Here is a 20,590-nt window from a genome sequence, read left to right as displayed (position 1 = left end):
CGCGCGTCCCGGCGGGCGCCGCCGGCTCGACCGCCGGGGCCACCGGGCCGGCCGGTGGGGGCACCGTTGCGACGGGCGGGGGCACCGTTGCGGAAGTGGTTCCGGCGCCGGGCGCTCCGGGGCCCGGGGTGCCGGCAGCATCCGGGGCGCCGGCATCCGGGACTGCGGCGTCCGGGGCTACGCCGTCCGGGGCTACGCCGTCCGGGGCCCCGGGCTGCTCCGGAGCGTCCGGCGCGCCGGGCGCGTCCGGCCGGTCGGCGTACGCCCCGGTGTTCGCCGGCCGCCCGCCCTGCCGGGCGAGGGCCCCCATCGCACCCGTCGCCTTGGGCGGGAACTCGGTCACGGGGCGCCGCTCGGTCCGCGACCCTCCCGAGGACCGGGCGCCGCCGGTCACTCTGTGTCCGGGAATGTGTGTGGGCATGCGTTGGTCTGCGCCGTTCTGCCGAGTCATGTGCTGATAGGGAAGGCATGGCGAGCGTAGCGTGACCGAGTCACTGCAATGTGCTACCGCCACTCGGTCGTCCCCCGATCCGGTGGCGTTCGTGTCACCGGATCCGGGCACCGCAGCCGGGCGGACCGCGGCCCTCCTCCCGGCGCTCCCTCCCAGCGCTCCCTCCCGGCACTTCCTCCTGGCACCTCCTGCCTGCCGGGTCGGCGCCGCCGCGGCTCGTCGCGGCCGAGGCGGCCGCCCTATCCGCTTCGCCCCGCTGGTGTGCTGTGCTGTCCCGCTGTCCCGCCTGTCCCGCTGTCCCGGCGGGCACCTCAGTCGCCTCCCCTCCTCCGCACCAGCCGCCAGTGCGCGCCGTGCCGCTCGACGTGGCCCAGCGAGCCCAACTCGTAGAGGCGTTGCAGAACCTCGTCCGGCGGGAGCCCCGACTGCCGGGCCAGGCGCTCCACCGGCGCGCCCTCCGCCGTGGCCGGCACGGCCTCCAGTACGCGCGCCGCCGCCGGTTCCAGCAGGTCCCTGGGCAGCACCGGACCGCTCCGCTGCGGCGCCAGGTCGTCCCCGATCGCCCCGATCAGCTCGGCCACCTCGGCCGCGTCGGTGACCAGGGTGGCCCCGCCGCCGCGGATCAGGGCGTGAACCCCCGCGGAGAGCTCGGAGGTCACCGGCCCCGCGACGCCCATCGTGTGCCGGTTGAGGTCACGGGCGCGTCTGGCCGTGCTGAGCGCCCCGCTGCGCAGCGCCGCCTCGACCACCACCGTGCCGCGGGTGAGCGCCGCGATGACCCGGTTGCGCAGCACGAAGCGGAACCGGGTCGGGTGCTCCCCCGGCGGGAGTTCGCTCAGCAGCAACCCCTGGGAGGCGATCCGCCGGATCAGGTCGGCGTTGCCGCGTGGATAGGCCACGTCCACGCCGCAGGCGAGGACACCGACGGTCATCCCGCCGACGGCCAGTGCACCCCGGTGGGCGGCGGCGTCGATCCCGTAGGCCGCACCCGAGACCACCACCCACCCGCGCTCGGCCAGCTGCGCCGACAGCTCCCCCGCCACGTGTGCGCCGTACGCCGTGCAGGCCCGTGCCCCGACCACCGCCACCGACCGGAGCGCGAGCAGGCGCAACGAACCCGTCCCGGCCAGCCAGAGCCCGATCGGTCTGCCGTCTCCCAGATCGTCCAGCTGGCTCGGCCACTCCGTGTCGCCCGGAATGATGAAGCGTCCGCCGACGGTTCGCACCCGCTCCAGGTCGGCGGCGGGATCCACCTCGACGAGTCTGGCCCGGTAGGCGGCCACCCGGTCCGCGTCCGCGCCCGGGTGGCCGGGCACCGTCCCGTCGCGGATCGCCCGGACGACGTCGACGGCGGGGAGCCGGGACAGCCACCTGCCCAGGACGGCATCGCCCGGTTCGCCGAGTCTGCTCAGCACCGCCCGGGCGAGACGCTCGGGAGCGGCCTCCGGGGCCGGCCCGGCGAGGGGCTGACGGTGGTTCATCGTCTGGTTCACGGTCGGGTCTCCTCGTGCTCCGGCCGGCCGTCCGGGCGTTCTGCCCGGTCGTCGGTCACCGCGGTGGGGCGGGGCCCGACCTGCGTCCCGGCCTTCGGTGCGTCCCCCGGGACGCGACGCCCGCCGGGCCGGCCGGGGGCGCGCTCCGTCAGCGGCAGTCCCTGTTCGACGCCGGTCCGCATGACCAGGGCGGTCCGTACGTCCCGTTGGTCCGGGCGGTCGCGGCCCGCGAGGTCGGCGACCGTCCAGGCGACCCGGAGCACCCGGTCCAGGCCTCGGGCGGTCAGCAGCCCTCGTTCCAGTTGACGTGCGGCCTCGTTCAGCGCGCCGGACGCCAGGTGCCAGCGGGTGCGCAGTTCATGGCCGGGCACCTCGGCGTTGGTGCGCCACGGTGTGTTGGCCAGCCTGGCCGCCGCACGTTCCCGGGCGGCCAGCACCCGGGCCGCGACGGTCTCGGTGTTCTCGGCCGTGCTGTCACGCTCCATCAGCTCGACCCTGGTCACCGGGGCGACTTGGACCTGGAGGTCGACCCGGTCGAGCAGCGGCCCGGAGAGCCTTCCCTGGTACCGGCTGACCATCGCAGGCGTGCATTCGCAGCCTTCGCCCCGGCGGGAGTACCGCCCGCACGGGCAGGGGTTGGCCGCCAGGCAGAGCAGGAACCGGGCCGGGAGCCGGAGGGACCCGGCCGAGCGGGCGATCACCACCTCGCCCGCCTCCAGCGGCTGGCGCAACGCGTCGAGGACCCGGACCGGGAACTCGGGTGCCTCGTCCAGGAAGAGCACGCCGCGGTGTGCCAGCGAGACGGCGCCCGGCCTGGGCAGTCCGCTCCCGCCGCCGACGATCGCCGGCATCGTGGTGGAGTGGTGCGGGGCGCAGTACGGCGGGCTGTCGATCAGTGGCCGGCCCGCCGGGAGGAGTCCCGCCACGGAGTGGACGGCGGTGACCTCCAGGGCCTCCTTCTGCGTCAGCGGGGGAAGCAGTGCGGGCAGCCGCTCGGCCAGCATGGTCTTCCCCGCGCCCGGCGGGCCCTTCAGGTACAGGTGGTGACCGCCGGCGGCGGCGATCTCCAGGGCCCGGCGCGCCTCGTACTGCCCGGCCACGTCGGCCATGTCGAGACGGAACGCCTTGTCGTCGGGCAGGCCGCGCACGCCCGCGGTGGGGAGCATCAGCCCGGCCATCAGCGGGTCGGGACGACCGCCGATCGGGTCGGGCGGCTCCTCCGGCGCGGGGGCGCCGGTCAGCTCGGCGATCAGCTGACGCAGGCTGCGCACGCCGATGACGGTGACGCCGGGGACGAGGGCGGCTTCGGCGGCGGTCTGCTCGGCCACCACGACCCGCTGGTACCCGGCGTCGGAGGCGGCGAGCACCGACGGGAGCACGCCGCGCACCGGCCGCACGCGGCCGTCCAGCCCGAGCTCGCCGATGATCAGCAGATCGGCGATGGCGGACGGGTCCAGCCGCTCGGCGGCGGCGAGCACCGCGCAGGCGACGGCGAGGTCGAAGCCGCTGCCGCTCTTGGGCACCGAGGCGGGGCTGAGCCCGACGGTCAGCTTCCGCTGCGGCCAGGCCTCGCCGCTGTTCACGACGGCCGCGCGCACGCGGTCCCGGGCCTCGGACAACGCCTTGTCGGGCAGGCCGACCAGGGTGAACGCGGCGACCCCCGGTTCCAGGTCGGCCTGGACCTCGACGATCACGCCGTCGACGCCCACCAGGGCGACCGAGCAGGTGCGGGCGAAGGCCATCTCAGACCACCCCCCGCAGGTGGTCCACCGAGGCGGCGCCGCGGACCCGGTTGATGACGGCCACCAGGTCGATCCGGACGCCTCCCGGCGGGATCGGCGGCCACTGCGGGTCGGCGGGCGCGGGCTGGTAGCCGGGGCCGGCCAGCCTGGCGAAGTGGTCCGGCCAGCGCTCGGCCATCCAGCGCTCGGCGAGGCGCTGCAGCCGGGCCGCCTTGGCCCGGTCGATGGCCTCGCTGGGCTGCTGGAAACCCCGCTCGGAGCGGGTCTTGACCTCGCAGACCGCGAGGGTGTCGCCGTCGAGGGCGACGATGTCGAGCTCGCCCTCGACGCACCGCCAGTTGCGGTCCAGGATGCACAGGCCGTTCTCGGCGAGGCGGCGGGCGGCCACCCGCTCCCCGTAACGGCCGAGACCGTTGTTGGTGCCGCGCCCGGGACCGCCCCTGCCCGGGGCGGTCCGGTCCGGGCTGTTCCGGTCCGGACCGCCCGTCGGGGCCGGCGCCTGCGGGGCCTGCGGCGTCTGCTTGTGCGTGGTGCGCTTGGTGCGCGTGGTGCGTTTGGTGTCCTGCACGGTGACCACCTCCGCCGGGGAGGTTTCCGTGCAGCCCGCAACCGGACCAGAGGATTGCTGTTTCCTGTGGACAACTCGGGCCTGTGGATAACTTCCGTCACCCGCAGGGGTGAGAATCCCTGGAATCCCCGAAATCCCCTGGACACCGCCGCACCGGGCGGTCCAACGTCAGTTCCCGAAGCCGGAGTCGTCCGAGGGCAGCTCCAGATCGCTCTTCGCGAGCTCCTCGATGTTCACGTCCTTGAAGGTCAGCACCCGGACCTTGCGGACGAACCGGGCCGGCCGGTACATGTCCCAGACCCACGCATCCGCCATCGACACCTCGAAGAAGACCTCGCCCTGGACCGAGTGCACCTGCAGCTCGTAGTCGTTGGTGAGGTAGAAACGTCGCTCGGTCTCGATCACGTACTTGAACAGGCCGACGACGTCCCGGTACTCCCGGTAGAGCTTGAGCTCCATCTCGGTCTCGTACTTCTCGAGATCTTCGGCACTCATCCAGGCGTCCCCTCAACTTGTCACGTCCACCCATTGTGGACCACCGCACCCACCCTCAGAGCCTTACCGGAGTGCCCGGCGGCCCCTCCGCCACCAGCCGCTCCAGGAAGTCCGCCAGCCCGACCGGATAAACCGTCTCGGCGGTTCTCCTCAGCTCGTCGATCGTCCACCAGCGCGCCGCGAGTAGTTCGGCGTGCTCCTCCGCCCCCGTTCCCGAGTGGTCGATCACCGTGTCCGTGGTCCGGGCCAGGTGGAACCACTGCTCCTGCTCGTAAGGCTGTCCCCGAAAGGAGAACGAAACCGTGCCGTACGCGACCACCGGTCCCAGTTCCACGCCGCGCAGCCCGGTCTCCTCCGTGAGTTCCCGCGCTGCCGCCTCGCGCACGCCCTCCCCCGGCTCCAAACCGCCCCCGGGGGTGAACCACCAGGTGACCCCCGGCACCGCCGGATCGGACCCCCGGAAGAGGAGGAGGCGGTCCTGCCCGTCCAGCAGCAGGATCCGGGACGCTCTGCGGCGCTTCGGCTCCATGACGGTTCTTCCCCCTCCCCTCGTTCGTCCCGCTGACCCTCCCGATCCTGCCACCCGCCACGACCGTCCGGGGCGATGTTCGGCAGAGCCGCCCGGCCGGGGGTGGCGCCGGTTGCGGCCGGCGCGGCCGGACCCATCGTCCCGATGGCAGCGGCTGCGGGCGTGGCTGTCGTGGTGGTCAGGCCGTGCGGCGGCGCAGGCGGCGCGCGAGGCCCGCCACCGCGCCCGCCCCGGAGGTCCCGACGATCAGCGCCGCGCCTACAACGGTGGCGTAGAAGGCCGGCTCCAGCGGTCCCGGTTCACCGGCCTTCGGCCCGGCGATGCCGTCGAAGGCCGAGGTCCGGGCGAACAGGCCGGTACGGCCGAAGGGCAGCACGGTGGCCTCGACCCGGGCCTCCACCTCGTCGGCCGGAATCGTTCCGCCGTCGATCTCCAGGTGGAGGCGGGAGTCCATCGAGCCCTGCCGGTTGTCACCGAGCAGGAAGAGCCGGCCCGGCGGCACCTCGACGCTGAAGGCGGTGCCCTGCGAGTCCTGCGCCGCGAGGTACGGCTCATCCACCGGCTTGCCGTTGACGGTCAGCCGCTGGTCGTCCCCCGTGGCGACGGTGTCGCCACCGACCGCGACCACCCGCTTGACCATGAGCTCGCCGCCCCAGGCGTGGTCGCGGAAGATCACCACATCGCCCCGGCCGACGGTCTTGCCGTCGATCTTCCGGGCGGCCACGGTGTCGCCGACCTTGAGCGTGGGCGTCATCGAGCCCGTCGGGATGCCGTACGGCCGGTAGTCCAGCGCCATGACGGCGAAGCCGCCGACCAGCAGGAGCAGCCCGAGACCGATCAGCACGCCCTGCAGCACGGCGGCGGGCTTGCGCCGAGGCCGCGCGACAGCAGCCGGGCGCTCCGCCGCCGCCTCTTCCACGACACTGCTCATCGATACCGCCCAACCCCGGCCGACCCGGAAACGCTCGTGGTGCGCCGGGGCCACAGGCGGAAAACCCGGCGGGCCGTGGCACGTCCGAGCAGATTACTCGTCGGTACCACGGCCCGCGCAAGACCCGGGGGCGACCCGGCTGAGGTCAGGACTGCTTCCGGCGGTCCCCCCGGTCCCGCAGCCGGCGCACCAGCGGAAGCACCCCGACGGCGCCGACGGCCCCGGCCACCGGCGGCACGAGCGGCGCGGCCGCCGCCAGCCCCTTCTGGTCGAAGGTCTCCGGCACCGGGAGCGTCGCCCAGCGGTCGACGGGCCAGGCCACCACGAACGCACGGCCGATCACCTCGTCCACCGGAACGGCGCCGCCACCCGGCTGGTCCATGTGGAAGCGGGAGTCCAGCGAGTTCCCGCGGTGGTCGCCCATCACCCAGATCGAGTTCTCGGGCACCTTCACCGGACCGAAGTCCTTCACCTGGCAGGGGGTGTTCCCCGGATAGATGTACGGCTCGTCGAGAGCGACCCCGTTGACCTTCACCGGCCCGTCGCCGTGGCATTCGACGGTGTCCCCGCCGACCGCGATGACCCGCTTGATCAGGTCCTTCTCGTTGTCGGAGGGCATCAGGCCGACGAAGCTGAGCACGTCCTGGACGCCCCGGACGAAGGAGTTGCTGCTCTGCTTGGTGGGCTCGTCGGCCAGCCAGCCGCCCGGGTCGTGGAACACCACGACCTCGCCGCGCTCGGGCTCCGCCCCGAACCACGGCGTCAGCTTGTCCACCAGGACGCGGTCACCGACCTGAAGCGTGTTCTGCATCGACTCCGACGGAATGGAGAACGCCTGGACGAAGAACGTCTTGATCACCAGTGCCAGGACGAGCGCGATGCCGACCAGGATCGGCAGCTCCTTCCAGAAGGAGCGCTGCTTGGGCCCCTTCTCCGCGGACGCCTCCTCCGAACCCTCCGCCGATCCCTTGTCCTCCCGGGTGTCGTCCGAGGCGTCCCCGGTGCCGTTGCCCTGCTCGTCGGCGGACTGGGCCGCCGGGTCCTCGGCGGAAGCCGAGGGCACCGCGGCCTCCGTGGACCGGGCCGCCCGGCCGCCGGAGCCCTCGGGCTCTCCGGCGCCCGAGCGGGCGCCGATCACCAAATCCCCCACAACGTCTCCTCCCTGCTGTGCGGACGCCCGCGCGTCCGCGCTCACAGTGCCGCACAGCGGGCACCACGCTCCACATCGACCGTGAACGCCTCAGGGCTGCCCTCCCGGGGCTCGCCTGACACCAGCACAGCCTTCGGACGCGGCCGTTGTCGCACACCGGCCGCATCAGCACTTCTCTATCACTCCCGGGCATCCGGCCGACGCTCCCACACGCGCGGCCCGGCCCTCGGCCGGACGGACCGGCCTACTCGGGGGAACGCTCCGGCCTGCGGCCGACGAGCGGAAGGATGCCCAACACACCCATAACGAGCGGAGGTTCCTCCGGAAGCGGCCCAACCCCCATCGAGTCCGGCGCAGTTCCGCGAGCCTGCGGGGCCCGCGCCACCTTGGAGAGTGAACCCGGCACATCAAGTTGATGGATCCGGTCCACCGGCCAGGCGATCACGAACGCCCGGCCGACCACACCGCTCAGCGGGATGGTGCCCTGGCCCTCGTTCCCCATGTGGAAACGGGAGTCGGCGGAGACGTCCCGGTGATCCCCCATCACCCAGAGCCGCCCCTGCGGCACCTTCACCTTGAACGGCTGCCGGGACGGCGGGTTCCCCGGCGCGAGGTAGGTCTCGTCCACCGGCGAGCCGTTGATGCTGACCCGGCCCTGCTCGTCACAGCACTCCACGGTGTCCCCGCCGACGCCGATCACCCGCTTGATCAGATCCTGCTCGCTGTCGGACGGCAGCAGCCCGACGAAGGTGAGGACCTGCTTGGCACCGCGCAGCACCGGCCCGTCGGTGGACGGCTGGTGATCGGACTCCAGCCAACCACCCGGATCCTTGAACACCACCACGTCGCCGCGCTCCGGCTCGGAACCGAACCAGGGGGTGAACTTGTCCACCAGCACCCGGTCCCCGATCTGGATGGTCTGCTCCATCGAGCCGGAGGGGATCACGAAGACCTGTACCAGGAAGGTCTTCATCACCAGCGCCACGACCAGCGCCACCAGGATGATCAGCGGGAACTCGCGCAGCACGGAACGCCTGCGCCGGCGGGCCGCCCGGCGGGCGGTGCGACGACGCTCGGCCCGTCCGCGTACCGGTGCCGACGCGTCCGGAGCCGCCGTTCCGGCCGGCTCCCTCGCCGGCCCGGTGGCGGCCCGGCCGCCGGAGTACCCGCCCGGACGCTCCACCGGGCGGTCGGCCACCCGGCCCCTACCTCTGGTCCCCATGGCCACCGGTCCCCCCTGTCGCGGCGAAGGCCTCCGGCCCGTCCAGGCTGCGCCAGTGGCCGACCGGGTAGACCACCCACTCCGCCCGGCCGATCACCTTGGACTCCGGGACGAAGCCGCCGCCGGGCTCGCCCAGGTGGTCGCGGGAGTCCCGGGAGGCGCTGCGGTGGTCCCCCATGACCCAGAGCTCGCCGGCCGGCACCACCACGTCGAAGGGCACGTTCGACGGCTCGTCGCCCGGCGCGAGGTAGGAGGACTCGTCGACCTGCACACCGTTGACGGTGATCCGCGCCCCCGGGCCGGTGCTGGTCACCCGGTCGCCGCCGACGCCGACGACGCGCTTGACGTAGACGGAGTCACCGGCAGGGGCGAGTCCGAGGTCCCGGGCGAGGCCCTGCAGTCCGCCCCAGAAGCCGGCCGGCCCGGCCGGCCCCTGCCGGAAGGAGCCCGTCCCGTCGAAGACCACGACCTCGCCGCGCTGCGGGTGTCCGCCGAAGGAGTAGGCCAGTTGGTTGGCGATCAGGCGGTCGCCGGTGAGCAGGGTGTTCTCCATCGAGGCGGAGGGCACCGCGAACGGCCGCACCACGAAGGCGTTCACCAGCAGCAGGGTGAGCAGACAGATCCCGGCCAGCAGCAGGAGGTCGCGCGAGCGCGAACGGACCGGCTCCTCGGCGTCCCTCTCCGCCGACGCGGCTCCGCCCCCGGCCCCGGGCGCGGACCGCGCCCCGGCTTCGGACCCGGACCCGGCCCCGGGCTCCGACTCCACCGTCCCCGCAGCAGGCTCCGCCCCCGCGGGAACCGTGGAAACGGCCGCGGACCGCGACGGCGAGTCCGCACCGGTGGGTGCAGGACTGTCGTCGCGGTCCGCGGGTCGTTCGTGCGTGCTCATCGGGGGCTGAGCTTACCGTGCGGCAGCCCCGCCCCCCAGAGCGTTCCGATCCCCCGGCAGAACCGGGGGCCGGTGGATCAGCGGTCGCGCTTCTCCTTGATCTTCGCGGCCTTGCCGCGGAGGTCACGCAGGTAGTACAGCTTGGCGCGGCGAACCGCACCGCGGGTCACGACCTCGATCTTCTCGACGACCGGGGTGTGCACCGGGAAGGTGCGCTCCACGCCGACGTTGAAGCTGACCTTGCGGACGGTGAAGGTCTCACCGACACCGGCGCCGTGGCGGCGGATGACGACGCCCTGGAAGACCTGGACACGGGAGCGGTTGCCCTCGATGACCCGGACGTGAACCTTCAGGGTGTCACCGGCGCGGAAGGCCGGGATGTCGCTACGCAGCGAGGCCGCGTCGACAGCAGCGAGCTTGTTGCTCATGTTGCTCTCCATCGCAGGCGCCACGGGCCGCCCACGGAAGTTCGTCGCAATGGGGTCTGCTGCGGGCCGCATCGGCTGGCGGTGATCCCCCCGTGGCGGGGGCACCGGTCCACGTGACCCCTACGAGAGGAGCCCAGCGACAGACAGCAGCCGCCTATTCTTCCACACCATCGGCCACGGACCGAAATCGGCCGAGCTGCCCGTCCCAGGCCAGACCGAGGATGCTCAGCGCCTCGCGGTCCTTCTTGTCGAAGGCGCCGTACTGCCAGCGTTCCACCAGGTCGGGCCGGTTCGCCAGGGTACGGGCGAAGGCCTGCTCGCGCCGCCAGCGGGCGATCTTGCCGTGGTTGCCGCTCAGCAGCACGTCCGGCACGGTCCGGCCGCGCCACTCGGCGGGCTTGGTGTAGACCGGGCCCTCCAGCAGGTCGGCCATCGCACCGGGCGCGAAGGAGTCGTCCCGGTGGGACTCGGCGTTGCCGAGCACGCCGGGCAGCAGCCGGGCGATCGCCTCGACCATCACCAGGACGGCGACCTCGCCGCCGGCCAGGACGTAGTCGCCGATCGACACCTCGACCACCGGCATCCGGGTGGCCGCCTCCTCGATCACGCGCCGGTCGATGCCCTCGTACCGGGCGGGGGTGAAGGCCAGCCACGGACGCCCGGCGAGCTCCTGGGCGAGCTCCTGGGTGAACGGGCGCCCGCTCGGGGTCGGCACCACCAGGGTGGGCACCTCCCCCGCCGGGCCGAGGCCGACGACGGCGTCCAGCGCCTCGCCCCACGGCTCGGGCTTCATCACCATGCCGGGACCGCCGCCGTACGGGCTGTCGTCCACGGTCCGGTGGATGTCGTGCGTCCACCCCCGCAGGTCGTGGACGTGCACATCGAGCTGACCGCGGGCACGGGCCTTGCCGACCAGCGAGATGTTCAGCGGTTCGAGGTACTCCGGGAAGATCGTGACGACGTCCATCCGCATCCCGTCCTGGACGGGGGACGCCGCAGCGGGCCCGGACACGGGCGACAGGTCCTCGGTGCTCACTCCGACTCCTCCGGCTCCTCGGCCCCGGCAGCGCCGCGCGCGACCTCGGCCTGCTCCAGGTCGATCAGGCCGGGCGGCGGGTCGATCACGGCCCGCTGGTTCTCCAGGTCGATGGTCGGCACGATGCGGGTGACGAACGGCACCAGCACCTCCGTGCCGTCCGGCCTCTCCACCGTGAGCAGGTCCTGGTACGGCAGGTGGACGACCTCGGTCAGCTCGCCGACCGGCGTCCCGTCGAGCAGCACCACGTCCAGGCCGATCAGCTGGTGGTCGTAGTACTCCTCCGGGTCGTCCGGGCGCTCGTCCGGGTCGACCTCGGCGATCAGGACGGTGCCGCGCAGTGCCTCGGCGGCATTGCGGTCCTTGACGCCGGCGAAGCGCAGCAGCAGCCGGCCGCTGTGCACCTTGCCGGACTCGACGGTCAGCGGTCCGGCCGACGCGGGGTCGGTGAGCAGGACGGCACCGGGGCCGAGCCGGAGCTCCGGCTCGTCGGTACGGACCTCGACGCTGACGTCCCCCCTGATGCCGTGGGCGCGGCCGATCTTGCCGACGACGAGCTGCACGGTGATCGTTCTCCTGGATGGGTGCTTGGGAAGGCCTGGGGAAAGCAAAGACTGGTGGGCTCGGCGAGCCCGGGAGGCCGGGATGCCCCGACCCGGTCCGGCCCGAGCGGACCCGACCCGAACTGAGCCGAATTGAGCCGACGCGACCCGCGCCGGCCTGAGCGGCCCCGAGCCGGGCCGCCCCGGCCTGAGCCCGCCTGAGGCGGCACGGGCCGGGAAACGGCGAAGGCCGGCCGGGACGACATGCGTCCCGGCCGGCCTCAAGCCTGACGGCTGAACGAGCAGCAGCGTCAGCGAATGCTGTCCACGTCGACGAGGTCGACCCGGACGTTGCGACCGCCGAGGGCGCCGACCACGGTGCGCAGTGCGCGCGCCGTCCGGCCGCCCCGGCCGATCACCTTGCCGAGGTCATCGGGGTGCACGCGCACCTCGATGGTGTTTCCCCGACGCAGGTTGCGCGAGCGCACCTGCACCTCGTCGGGGTGCTCGACGATGCCCTTCACCAGGTGGTCGAGGGCGTCCTCGATCACGATCAGGCCTCGGCGGCGGCGTCGGCCTCAGCCTCGGCCTTGTCCGACTTCTTGGCCTTCGGGGTGATGGCGACACCGGTGGTGGCGTCCTCGAAGCCGGCGACGGCCTTCGCGAACAGGTGCGAGAAGTCCTCGACCTTCGGCTCGGCGACCTTCAGCGGCGCCGGAGCCGGCAGGCCCTTGAACTTCTGCCAGTCGCCGGTCAGCTTGAGGATGGCGAGGACCGGCTCGGTCGGCTGGGCGCCGACGGACAGCCAGTACTGGGCGCGGTCGCTGTCGACCTCGATCTTCGAGGGGTTGTAGGTCGGCTGGTAGATGCCGATCTCCTCGATCGCGCGACCGTCACGCTTGGTGCGGGCGTCGGCGACGACGATGCGGTAGTGCGGGGAGCGAATCTTGCCGAGACGCTTGAGCTTGATCTTGACTGCCACGGGAGTGGATTCTCCTGGTGTTGACGTGGGTGAGCGGCTTCACCACCGCGTGGGGTTGCGGGGCAGGCCGTTCAAGGGACACGCCAGCCGTAGGAGAGAGGGGTCCTGCTCGGCTGCCGAGTACTCAGCTGTCCATTCTGCCATACCGGCGCGAACCGCCTCGACCGCCCTCCGGCCGCCCGGCGCGGCACAGCAGGGACAGGCACAGCAGCGACGGGCACAGGACAGACACAGCAGGCAGGGCTCGGTGAACAGGCCCGGCAGTCGACAGGTCCGACGGTGGACAGGTCCGACCGGGAGCCCCCGCTCCCGGTCAGCCCGACGCACCAACCACCGATCGGCCCGGTGCCGCTCGGTACCGCCAACCACTCCGGCCGGATGCGCTGCCCGCACAGCTGCCGGCCGGTCTCCCGGATCCACGTGTTCCGCCGGTCACCGGTCACCCGATTGCCCGGCCACCGGACACCCGGCCATCGGACCGGGCGCTCCGCACTACGCGATCTTGAACGGCTGCTGGCAGGCACCGCAGACGATGGACGCCTGCGCGAGCACGGACGGCACGACCCGGACGTTGCGGCCGCAGCCGCAGACCGCCTTGACCCGGACGCCGCCCCCGGAGGAGCCGTGCCGGGCGGCCGGCCCGCGGAAGGCGCGCGACGCGCCGTCCCCGGTCACCGCCTCCTGGTGGGCGCCGAGGGCGCGGTCCAGGCGCTCGATGGTCTCGGCGTACCGCTCCCGGGTCTCCTTGAGCATGGTCACCTGCGAGAAGCCGCTGCTGGCGTGCGGCTCGATCGGGTGTGCCAGGCCCAGCTCCGAGGCGAGGAGCAGGAAGCGCCGGTTGTGGTAGCGGCCGGCCCGCGAGGTGTCCCGGATGTCCCGGGCCGCGGCAAGACCGTGGGCAGCCTCGTGGAGGAGCCGCTCGAAACCGAGCCGCGTGCCACAGGCCGAGGAGGACTCGCCGATCAACGCCTCGGGCGAGGCGAGGTCGGGGAGGTCCTGATGGAAGGCCTGGATGTCGCTCCAGGCGGCGGCCAGTTCGGCCGCGAGAACGAGGGGCTGTGTCGTGCTCACGCTAGACCAACGATGGAGTGCGAGCCGATGTTCCGCGTGTTCCCGTTCCCCGGGATTTCCCAGGAAACTCTCAGGAATGTACAAGCGCGCGCGAAATGCGCGTTCCGGTTCTGTCGCAAGACCAACCCCCTGCACGTTTGGGCCCGGCGTAGCTCGGCGGGCCTCGTCACCTTTTCCGCCCGGGGGAACGGGCTGTCGCCCCCCGGACGTACGTACGGCCCATGATCCTGTCGAGTTGACAGGGCCACGGGCCGTACACCGTACCGCTATTCCGTTAATACCGGGAGTTGACCGGTGAGTAGGGATGTCGACAGATGAGACGAACACCGGACGGTAACCGCCGGAATTCCCGGCGGCACTTGTCGACGAGTGCCACTACTCATCAGTACGCGTCTCAGTACCCGTCGGATTTTCGACATCTCCGACATCCCCGGGATCCACAACGAGCACGACCGGTCGCGGGGATCAGTAGGCGCGCGCGACGATCGCGATGTTGCCTTCCTGGTCGTCCGTGGCCGGCACCGAGCCGTCGGCGGCCACGATGCAGCGCACCGAGACGCCCTGCTCGGCCAGCTTGGCCTCGCCCTCCGGGCCGAGCTCGGCCCAGGAGATCCGGCCCCAGCCGGTCGCGGCGGCCTCGACGGCCTCGTCGATGTTCGCGACGTCGACGGTGCGGGCCAGCCGGCGCTCGCGGGACTGGCGCAGCAGCAGCGCCTGGTCCTCCTCCAGCACGCCCGGGACGAGCGACGCCAGGGCGTCGATCGAGACCGGCTCCTTGCCGCCGGGGATGCGGCGGGCCAGCATCGCGGTGCCGTTCTCCAGGTCGCGCGGGCCGACCTCGATGCGCAGCGGCACGCCCTTGAGCTCCCAGTCGACGGCGCGACGGCCGAACGGGGTGTCGGTGCGGTCGTCCACGACCACGCGGATGCCGGCGGCCTCCAGGGTGGCGCCGATCTCGCGGACCTTGGCGATCACCGCGTCGTCGCCCTTGATGGCGAGGACGACGGCCTGGACGGCGGCCAGGCGCGGGGGCACCCGCAGGCCGTTGTCGTCGCCGTGGGACATGATCAGGCCGCCGACCATGCGGGTCGAGACGCCCCAGGAGGTCTGCCAGACGTGCTCGCGCTCGGCGCCCTGCAGCTGGTAGGTGGTGTTGAACGCCTTGGCGAAGTTCTGGCCCAGCTCGTGGCTGGTGCCCATCTGCAGCGCCTTGCCGTCGCCCATCATGCCCTCGAGGGTGAGGGTGTTGATGGCGCCGGCGAAGCGCTCCTTGGCGGTCTTGCGGCCGAGCACGACGTCGATGCCGAGCACGTTGGTCATGAAGTCGCCGTAGACCTCGGTGTGGATCATCGAGGCGTACTCACGGGCGTCCTCGTACGTGGCGTGGGCGGTGTGGCCCTCCTGCCAGAGGAACTCGGTGGTGCGCAGGAAGACGCGCGGACGCAGCTCCCAGCGGACCACGTTGGCCCACTGGTTGATCAGCAGGGGCAGGTCGCGGTGGCTCTGCACCCACTTGGAGAAGTACTCGTTGATGATCGTCTCGGAGGTGGGCCGGACGACGACCGGCTCCTCCAGCTGCTTGCCGCCGCCGTGGGTGACCACCGCGAGCTCGGGGGCGAAGCCCTCGACGTGCTCGGCCTCCTTGGTCAGGTAGGACTGCGGGATGAACATCGGGAAGTAGGCGTTCTGCGCGCCGGCCTTCTTGATCCGCGCGTCCATCTCCTGCTGCATCCGCTCCCACAGGCCGTAGCCGTACGGTCGGATGACCATGGTGCCGCGCACCGGACCGTTGTCGGCCAGCTCGGCCTTGTTGATGAGGTCCTGGTACCAGCGCGGGAAGTCGTCCGCCTGGGGGGTGAGAACGGGTGCCTTTGCCATGGGGCGAATGGTACGGGGAGCGGGGCCCTGACTTCGAATCGGTAACGCGACCGGCACCCGGGGGCGCACGACCGCGACACGCGCGCACCACCCTGCACCCCTCTGGACGCCGCGCCCGAGCCGCTGTTCGCTGGAGTGGGGCGGGACTTTGGGGGAGCCGTAGCAGCACACCGAAGGACCGGATGGGAGGCCGCGATGGCTTCAGCTCGGACGACCGGCACGACCGTACGACCCGCGGGCGCACGCCCGCACGACCCGCAGCCCGCGGGCGCGTGGCCCGCGCGGGCGCGCGACTGGGCGGAGATCCAGGAACGCATGCTGGTACCGCTCTACGAGGCGGTCTACGACCGGCTGGAGGTCGGCCCGGCGACCAGCGTGCTCGGCCTGGGCTGCCGGTCGGGGCTGGCCCTGCTGCTGGCCGCCGGGCGGGGCGCGCAGGTCGCCGGTCTGGAGCCGCAGGACGAGCTGCGCGAGCTGGCCCGCGGGCGCCGGCTGCAGGTCGGCGCGAGCGCCCGGACCGCGGCGGCCGTCCCCCGCTCGGCCCATTCGCTGGTCACGGTTTTCGAGCAGCTGCCGGGGGCGGCCGATCCGCAGCGGGTGGTGACCGAGGCGGCCCGGCTGACGCTCCGCGGCGGGCACGTGGTGCTGGCCGCCTGGGGACCGCCGGAGCGGTGCGAGAGCGCGGCCGTGCTGGACGTCGCCCGGCGGATGGCCGGGCGCACCACGGCGCGCGACCCGTTCGGGCTGAGCTCACCCGGCGCCCTGGAGGACCTGCTGGCCCCGGCCGGCCTGCGCCCGGCGGGCAGCGGCCGGGTCGGCTGCCCGTTCGCCTACCCGGACCTGGACAGTGCGGTGCGCGGGCTGCTCTCGACCGGCCTGTACGACGCGGCGGCCGAGTTCTCCGGGATGCCGCTGGTGGCGAAGGAGCTGGCCGAGGTGCTGCACCCGTACCTGCGCCCCGACGGCTCGGTCCGGATGGAGAACGTCTTCCGCTACCTGGTCGCCGAGCAGCCCCGGTAGGCCGCCCCGCCGGGTGGCCCAGGACGCCTCCGAGGGCCCGGCCGGGGCCCTCGGGCCGGGCCTGGGCCCACTCGGCGCCCACCCGGGGGCCCCGAGCCTCCCCAGGGCTGCTCCGGCGCTCCCTCGGGCCCCGGCTCCGGCGCTCCCTCGGGCCCAGGCTCCGGCGCTCCCTCAGCCCCTGGCTCCGGCGCTCCCTCAGCCCCTGGCCAGGGGCTGTCCGGCAGGATCCGCCGGACAGCCCCTACGCCGCGGCGCGCGAGCCCGGCCACTCCTCGGCGGTCAGCGCGAACCGCTCGTGGTCCCGCCAGGCGCCCTGGAGGAACAGCATCCGGGGCGTGAAGCCCTCGTGCCGGAAGCCCAGCCGCTTGGCCAGTCCGATCGACCGCTGGTTGTCCGGCTGCACGTTGATCTCCAGCCGGTGCAGTCCGAGGCCGCCGGAGGCGTGCGGGGCGAAGCAGCGGTCCAGCACCAGCCGCATGCCCTCGGTCATCCGGCCGGTGCCGGCGAACGGGAGGTACGAGTCGTAGCCGAGCGCGCCGTTGCAGAACCGGCCCATCACGATGTTGGCCACGTTCACCTTGCCGACCAGCCCGCCGCTCTCCTGATCGACGATCAGGAACGTGCGCAGCCCGGCGCCCTGCCGCTCCAGCAGGTCCGGGAGCCCGTCCGGCTCGACCGGGTTCCACCGCCCGATGTGCTCGGCGGACCGTCGGACCGCCTCGGCGTACGCCACCTCGTCCTCGGGCCGCGGGGCCCTGATCGTCACTCTCACCCCCTCATCATCCCCTCATCCCCTCGCCCCGGGACCCGCCGACGGATCACCGCCCCGCCGGGCAACCACCGGCCGCCACACCCCCGCCGCGAGGCGACGGGACCTGCCCGGACCGAACGCGTGCGGCCCGCCGCCCGGAGGAACCGGACGACGGGCCGCACACACGCAGCGGGACCGCGCCTACAGCAGGTCCTTGAACTCCTTCGGCAGCTCGAAGTCGGCCGGGCCCTTGCCCGCGCCGAGCCCGAACGCACCGCCGTCGGCCGCCTCCTGGGCGCCGCCCGCACCGAGCGCGCGCCGCTCGGCGGCCGCGGCCTCCTCCTGCGCACGCTTCAGCGGGTTGCCGCTCTTGCGCTTGCCCTTGGCCTGCGGGGACTTCTTGGCGGACTTCTTCGAGCCGCCGCCCATGCCCGGGATCCCCGGCATGCCGGGCATGCCCTTGCCGGAGGCCATCGCGGACATCATCTTGCGGGCCTCGAAGAACCGCTCGACCAGGTTCTTCACCTCGCCGACCTGGACGCCCGAACCCTTGGCGATGCGGGCCCGGCGGGAGCCGTTGATCATCTCGGGCTCGGCGCGCTCGGCCGGGGTCATCGACTTGATGATCGCGCCGACCCGGTTGACGTCCTTGTCGTCGATGTTGTTGATCTGCTCGCGGATCTGGCCCATCCCGGGCAGCATGCCCAGCAGCTTGGAGATCGAGCCCATCTTCTGGACCTGCTCCAGCTGCGACAGGAAGTCGTCCAGGGTGAACTGCTTCGGGCCGCCGCGCAGCTTGGCGGCGATCTTCTCCGCCTCGGCCTGCGAGAAGGTGTCCTCGGCCTTCTCGATCAGCGAGAGGAGGTCACCCATGCCGAGGATGCGCGAGGCCATCCGCTCCGGGTGGAAGGCGTCGAAGTCGTCGACCTTCTCGCCGTTGGAGGCGAACATGATCTGCCGGCCGGTGACGTGCGCGACCGACAGCGCCGCACCACCGCGGGCGTCGCCGTCGAGCTTGGAGAGCACCACACCGGTGAAGTCGACGCCGTCGAGGAAGGCCTGCGCGGTGGTGACCGCGTCCTGGCCGATCATCGCGTCGACGACGAACAGGACCTCGTCCGGGTTCACCGCGGCGCGGATGTCGGCGGCCTGCTGCATCAGCTCGGCGTCGATGCCCAGGCGGCCGGCGGTGTCGACGATGACGACGTCGTACTGCTTCTGCTTGGCGTACTCGATCGAGTCCTTGGCGACCTGCACCGGGTCGCCGACGCCGTTGCCGGGCTGCGGGCCGTAGAAGGACACGCCGGCGCGGTCGGCGACCACCTGGAGCTGGTTGACCGCGTTGGGGCGCTGGAGGTCGCAGGCGACCAGCAGCGGGGTGTGCTTCTGCTTCTTCAGCCAGAAGCCGAGCTTGCCCGCGAGGGTGGTCTTACCGGCACCCTGGAGACCGGCGAGCATGATCACCGTGGGGCCGGTCTTGGCGAACCGCACGCGGCGGGTCTCGCCACCGAGGATGGTGATGAGCTCCTCGTTGACGATCTTGATGATCTGCTGGCCCGGGTTCAGGGCACGGGAGACCTCGGCACCGAGCGCCCGCTCCTTCACCTGCTTGATGAAGGCCCGCACCACCGGCAGCGCAACGTCCGCCTCCAGCAGCGCGATGCGGATCTCGCGGGCGGTGGCGTCGATGTCCGCCTCGCTCAGGCGGCCCTTGCCCCGGAGGTTCTTGAACGTCGCTGCGAGGCGATCGGAAAGGGTGTCGAACACGTCGGCGCGGGTCCTCTGCGGCATCGGTATCGGTACGGTCGTCGCCCCCAAGGGTATCCGGCGACTCCGCGAACGGTCTCCACCCCCGGGACGACCTCCTCCCGGAAACCTTTCCGGGCAGGTCGTCCCGGGTCTCAGCCCAGCGCCGCCCGGACCGCCGCCGCCACCTCCCCGGCCCGCTGGGCCGAGAGCGGCCGGCCCGCGTCGTCGGTCAGGTAGAAGGAGTCGACGGCGTCCGCGCCCAGGGTGGAGACGTGCGCGGTCCGCACCCGGACGCCCGCGCCGTCCAGCGCCCGGCCGATCCGGTGCAGCAGGCCGGGGGCGTCGTGGGCCCGCACCTCCAGCACGGTGGCGCTGGCCGAGGCCACCGCCGGCGCCACCGCGACCAGCGGCGGCGGGGTCGGGATGCCGCGCCGGCGCGGGGCGGCCGCGTCGCGTTCGGCGAGCCGGCGCGAGACGTCCAGCGAGCCCTCCAGCGCCCGGCGCAGGTCCGCCCGGAGCCGGGCCGCCTCCGGCAGCTCGCCGAACTCGGCGGCCACCGTCCAGGAGAGCAGCAGCACCGGGCCGGCACCGACCGGGTCGAGCTCGCGCAGACCGGCCGAGCGGACGGTCAGCCGGTGCAGCGCCAGCACCCCGGCGACGGTGCCGAGCAGCCCCGGCCGGTCCGGCACGGCGAGGGTCAGCCGCACCCCCATCGGCTCGGTGCCCGGCCCGGCCGCCGTCTCGGAACGGCCCCCGCCACCGGCCGCCGCCCCGACGCGGCCCTGCTCCCCGTCCCGGGCCGGTCCTTCGGCCTGGGCGAGCAGCGAGAGCGCCGGACCGCCGGACCGGGCGGCCTCCACCGCCAGCCGCTCCTGCTCGGCGGTCGGCGCGGCCTCGGCGGGGAAGGGATGGCCGCCGGCCAGCTGGGCGGCGGCCCGGGCCGCCAGGCCGTCCACCAGCGAGGCCCGCCAGCGGCTCCAGGCGGCCGGGCCGGTCGCGGTCGCGTCGGCCTCGGTCAGCGCGTGCAGCAGCTCCAGCTGCGGCACGGTGGCGACCACCTTGGTGATCGCCTCCACGGTGGCCGGGTCGTCCGGGTCCCGCCGGGTCGCGGTGTCCACCAGGGTCAGGTGGTGGCGGACCAGCACCGCCAGGGTCTCCACCGACTCGCTGTCGAAGCCCATCCGGACCGCCACGTCCCGGACGATCACCTCGCCCGCCTCGCTGTGGTCGCCGGGCCAGCCCTTGCCGATGTCGTGCAGCAGCGCGGCCACCAGCAGCAGGTCCGGCCGGGCCACCCGGCGGGTCATCGCGGCGGCCCGCACCGCCGTCTCCACCAGGTGCCGGTCCACCGTCCAGCGGTGCACCGCGTTGCGCTGCGGCCGGCAGCGGACCCGCTCCCAGTCCGGCAGCAGCCGGGTGATCAGCCCCTCGGCCTCCAGCGCCTCCCAGACCGGCAGACAGGCCTCGCCCGCGCCGAGCAGGGTGACCAGCTGCTCGCGGGCCTCGTCCGGCCAGGGCACCGGCAGCGGGCGGCACTCGGCGGCCAGCCGGCGCACCGTCGCGTAGGAGATGGTCAGCCCGTTCTGCGCGGCGGCGGTGCTGTCGGTGGCGGACGCGATCAGCGTCATCCGGCGCGGCACCACGGTCGGCGACGCCGACCCGG

20 protein-coding genes are annotated in these 20,590 nt (G+C 73.2%); 1 reads left to right on the top strand and 19 read right to left on the bottom strand.

What is annotated here, in order from left to right; genetic code table 11:
- Positions 1–762 precede the first annotated feature (762 nt).
- The 16 genes from dprA to proS all read right to left on the bottom strand — a co-directional run bounded on the left by dprA (position 763) and on the right by proS (position 15,407).
- A complete protein-coding gene (dprA, locus tag ABZ885_RS19665; RefSeq protein ID WP_360189846.1) occupies positions 763–1,932 on the bottom strand; it encodes a DNA-processing protein DprA in 1,170 nt (389 codons plus the stop codon).
- An 8-nt stretch (positions 1,933–1,940) separates the two neighbouring features.
- A complete protein-coding gene (locus ABZ885_RS19660) occupies positions 1,941–3,686 on the bottom strand; it encodes a YifB family Mg chelatase-like AAA ATPase (protein WP_360189841.1) in 1,746 nt (581 codons plus the stop codon).
- A 1-nt stretch (position 3,687) separates the two neighbouring features.
- Complete coding sequence (locus tag ABZ885_RS19655; protein WP_360189839.1) at positions 3,688–4,254, bottom strand: YraN family protein; 567 nt, start codon at positions 4,252–4,254, stop codon at positions 3,688–3,690.
- Positions 4,255–4,422: 168 nt separating this feature from the next.
- Positions 4,423–4,749 carry a DUF2469 domain-containing protein gene (locus ABZ885_RS19650; protein WP_148642766.1) on the bottom strand — a complete coding sequence of 109 codons (327 nt, stop codon included), beginning with the start codon at positions 4,747–4,749 and terminating at the stop codon, positions 4,423–4,425.
- A gap of 55 nt (positions 4,750–4,804) precedes the next feature.
- A complete protein-coding gene (locus tag ABZ885_RS19645; protein ID WP_360189836.1) occupies positions 4,805–5,278 on the bottom strand; it encodes an NUDIX domain-containing protein in 474 nt (157 codons plus the stop codon).
- A 178-nt stretch (positions 5,279–5,456) separates the two neighbouring features.
- Complete coding sequence (gene lepB / locus ABZ885_RS19640; protein ID WP_360189834.1) at positions 5,457–6,209, bottom strand: signal peptidase I; 753 nt, start codon at positions 6,207–6,209, stop codon at positions 5,457–5,459.
- A 145-nt stretch (positions 6,210–6,354) separates the two neighbouring features.
- Positions 6,355–7,359, bottom strand: coding sequence for a signal peptidase I (gene lepB, locus ABZ885_RS19635; RefSeq protein ID WP_360189831.1), 1,005 nt, complete (start codon positions 7,357–7,359; stop codon positions 6,355–6,357).
- 244 nt (positions 7,360–7,603) lie between these two features.
- Entirely contained in the window at positions 7,604–8,557 is a 954-nt protein-coding gene (gene lepB, locus ABZ885_RS19630) for a signal peptidase I (protein ID WP_360189828.1), read from the bottom strand.
- Positions 8,558–8,564: 7 nt separating this feature from the next.
- The gene (gene lepB / locus ABZ885_RS19625) at positions 8,565–9,347 is read right to left on the bottom strand and encodes a signal peptidase I (protein WP_360189825.1); all 783 of its coding nucleotides are present in this window, start codon (positions 9,345–9,347) and stop codon (positions 8,565–8,567) included.
- Between the two features lie 200 nt (positions 9,348–9,547).
- A complete protein-coding gene (gene rplS / locus ABZ885_RS19620) occupies positions 9,548–9,898 on the bottom strand; it encodes a 50S ribosomal protein L19 (RefSeq protein ID WP_063347674.1) in 351 nt (116 codons plus the stop codon).
- 154 nt (positions 9,899–10,052) lie between these two features.
- Positions 10,053–10,871, bottom strand: a complete 819-nt coding sequence (trmD, locus tag ABZ885_RS19615) for a tRNA (guanosine(37)-N1)-methyltransferase TrmD (protein ID WP_360189844.1) — start codon at positions 10,869–10,871, stop codon at positions 10,053–10,055.
- 59 nt (positions 10,872–10,930) lie between these two features.
- Positions 10,931–11,497 carry a ribosome maturation factor RimM gene (rimM, locus tag ABZ885_RS19610; RefSeq protein ID WP_360189822.1) on the bottom strand — a complete coding sequence of 189 codons (567 nt, stop codon included), beginning with the start codon at positions 11,495–11,497 and terminating at the stop codon, positions 10,931–10,933.
- A gap of 290 nt (positions 11,498–11,787) precedes the next feature.
- Complete coding sequence (locus ABZ885_RS19605; RefSeq protein WP_030306741.1) at positions 11,788–12,027, bottom strand: RNA-binding protein; 240 nt, start codon at positions 12,025–12,027, stop codon at positions 11,788–11,790.
- 2 nt (positions 12,028–12,029) lie between these two features.
- A complete protein-coding gene (rpsP, locus tag ABZ885_RS19600) occupies positions 12,030–12,458 on the bottom strand; it encodes a 30S ribosomal protein S16 (RefSeq protein WP_045700219.1) in 429 nt (142 codons plus the stop codon).
- A 492-nt stretch (positions 12,459–12,950) separates the two neighbouring features.
- Positions 12,951–13,529 (bottom strand): hypothetical protein, encoded by a 579-nt coding sequence (locus tag ABZ885_RS19595; protein WP_360189819.1) that lies wholly within the window; start codon positions 13,527–13,529, stop codon positions 12,951–12,953.
- A gap of 465 nt (positions 13,530–13,994) precedes the next feature.
- Positions 13,995–15,407 (bottom strand): proline--tRNA ligase, encoded by a 1,413-nt coding sequence (proS, locus tag ABZ885_RS19590; RefSeq protein WP_360189816.1) that lies wholly within the window; start codon positions 15,405–15,407, stop codon positions 13,995–13,997.
- A gap of 195 nt (positions 15,408–15,602) precedes the next feature.
- Here proS and ABZ885_RS19585 point away from each other — a divergent pair, with 195 nt between their 5' ends.
- Positions 15,603–16,427: a methyltransferase domain-containing protein gene (locus tag ABZ885_RS19585; RefSeq protein WP_360189813.1), complete on the top strand. Its 825-nt coding sequence runs from the start codon at positions 15,603–15,605 to the stop codon at positions 16,425–16,427.
- A 241-nt stretch (positions 16,428–16,668) separates the two neighbouring features.
- Here ABZ885_RS19585 and ABZ885_RS19580 read toward each other — a convergent pair whose 3' ends face one another.
- The 3 genes from ABZ885_RS19580 to ABZ885_RS19570 form a co-directional block, all read right to left on the bottom strand.
- Positions 16,669–17,199 carry a GNAT family protein gene (locus tag ABZ885_RS19580; protein WP_360189810.1) on the bottom strand — a complete coding sequence of 177 codons (531 nt, stop codon included), beginning with the start codon at positions 17,197–17,199 and terminating at the stop codon, positions 16,669–16,671.
- 180 nt (positions 17,200–17,379) lie between these two features.
- A complete protein-coding gene (ffh, locus tag ABZ885_RS19575; RefSeq protein WP_360189808.1) occupies positions 17,380–18,945 on the bottom strand; it encodes a signal recognition particle protein in 1,566 nt (521 codons plus the stop codon).
- A 134-nt stretch (positions 18,946–19,079) separates the two neighbouring features.
- The coding region (locus tag ABZ885_RS19570) for an ACT domain-containing protein (protein ID WP_360189806.1) at positions 19,080–20,590 on the bottom strand (1,511 nt) is incomplete at its 5' end.

It is taken from the genome of Kitasatospora sp. NPDC047058 (assembly GCF_040643935.1).
Classification (GTDB): Bacteria; Actinomycetota; Actinomycetes; order Streptomycetales; family Streptomycetaceae; genus Kitasatospora.
Note: the sequence above shows the minus strand (reverse complement) of the source record. Positions and strands in the feature narration are given on the sequence as shown.